General features: G+C 66.9%; 2 protein-coding genes. Both read left to right on the top strand.

Translation table 11 applies throughout. The features are described 5' to 3' along the window. A partial coding sequence (locus tag EN914_RS35415) for a helix-turn-helix domain-containing protein (protein WP_164779167.1) occupies positions 1-222 on the top strand: 222 nt, incomplete at its 5' end. Then, a partial coding sequence (locus EN914_RS35420) for a histidine kinase dimerization/phospho-acceptor domain-containing protein (protein WP_127389689.1) occupies positions 213-1409 on the top strand: 1197 nt, incomplete at its 3' end. The genes EN914_RS35415 and EN914_RS35420, both read left to right, overlap by 10 nt.

Below are 1409 nucleotides of genomic sequence, written 5' to 3' on the forward strand. Positions count from 1 at the left end.
GGAATAGAGTTCTCGATCCTGAAGGGGTTCCTGGCGCGGCCGGCGCATGTGCTCGACCGCGACGCGGTCACGGCCAGCGCCTATGCCGCAAACATCCACGTCGCCGGCCGCACCGTCGACAGCCACATCCGCAACATCCGCGCCAAACTGGCAGCCGTGGGTTGCCCAAATGTCATCGAGACGGTGCATGGCGTCGGCTTCCGGCTTGGCCGATGCGGCTGACGGCCTCCAGCAAATGGATCGACCGCAAATGGCGGCCACGGCTTGCCACGGTCGTCGTCGCCATCCTGATCATGGTGATGGCCTTGCCACTGGTCGGCCTGTTCTTCTTCCGCCTCTACGAGAACCAGCTGATCCGCCAGACCGAGGCGGAGCTGATCGCGCAAGGCGCGGCCATCGCCGCCATCTATGCGCGGGATGTACGTGACGCCGGCATCCCACCGGAAAAGCTCGGTGCGCCGATGCCGGAGCCAAGTGGGGATTCAAGCCGCAGCGTCAATCCGGACCCGCTCTACAGGCCAATCGAACCGCAGCTCGATCTTGCCTCGGATTATGTCCTGCCGACCCGGCCGGCGGCGATGCCGGCGATCGTCGATCCCGCCTTCGCGGTGATCGGCGCGCGCCTGTCCGGCATCCTCGACGCCACCCAGAAAACCACGTTGGCCGGCTTCCGGCTGCTCGACCCCCGGGGCGTCGTCATTGCCGGGCGCGGCGAGGTCGGCCAGTCGCTCAGTGCGGTCGAAGAGGTGCGCACAGCACTTGCCGGCCACTATGCCAGCGCGCTCAGGCTGCGCATTCCCGACCAGCCGACGCCACCGCTCTATTCGGTCAGCCGCGGCACCAAGGTGCGTGTCTTCGTCGCCCTGCCGGTCGCTGTCGACGGCCAGGTCGCCGGCGTCGTCTATGTGTCGCGGACGCCCAACAACATCATCAAACATCTCTATGGCGAACGTGGCAAGGTGACGTTGGCGGCGATCGCCATTCTCGGCGGCACGCTGCTCATCGGTCTCATCTTCCTGCGCACCGTCAGCCGGCCGATCTATGCGCTGATCGACCGCACCGAGCGCATCGCCGCCGGCGACCGCACGGCGATCCGGCCGCTCGACCACCACGGCACGCGAGAGATGGCGGAGCTGTCCGCCGCCTTCCTCGACATGGCCGAGAAGCTTCAGGCGCGGTCGGACTCAATCCAGACTTTCGCCACCCATGTCTCGCATGAGCTCAAATCGCCGCTGACGGCGATCCAAGGCGCGGCCGAATTGCTGCGCGATTCCGGTGGCGCGATGGACGATGCGGAGCGGCGGCGTTTCTCCAACAATATCGTCACCGATGCGGGGCGGCTCAATCTGCTGGTGCGGCGCCTGCTCGACCTGGCACGCGCCGAAAACCTGGCGCCGCACCAGCACCGC

Origin of the sequence: Mesorhizobium sp. M7A.F.Ca.CA.001.08.2.1 (genome assembly GCF_003998455.1) — a bacterium.
GTDB classification, from domain to species: Bacteria; Pseudomonadota; Alphaproteobacteria; order Rhizobiales; family Rhizobiaceae; genus Mesorhizobium; species Mesorhizobium ciceri.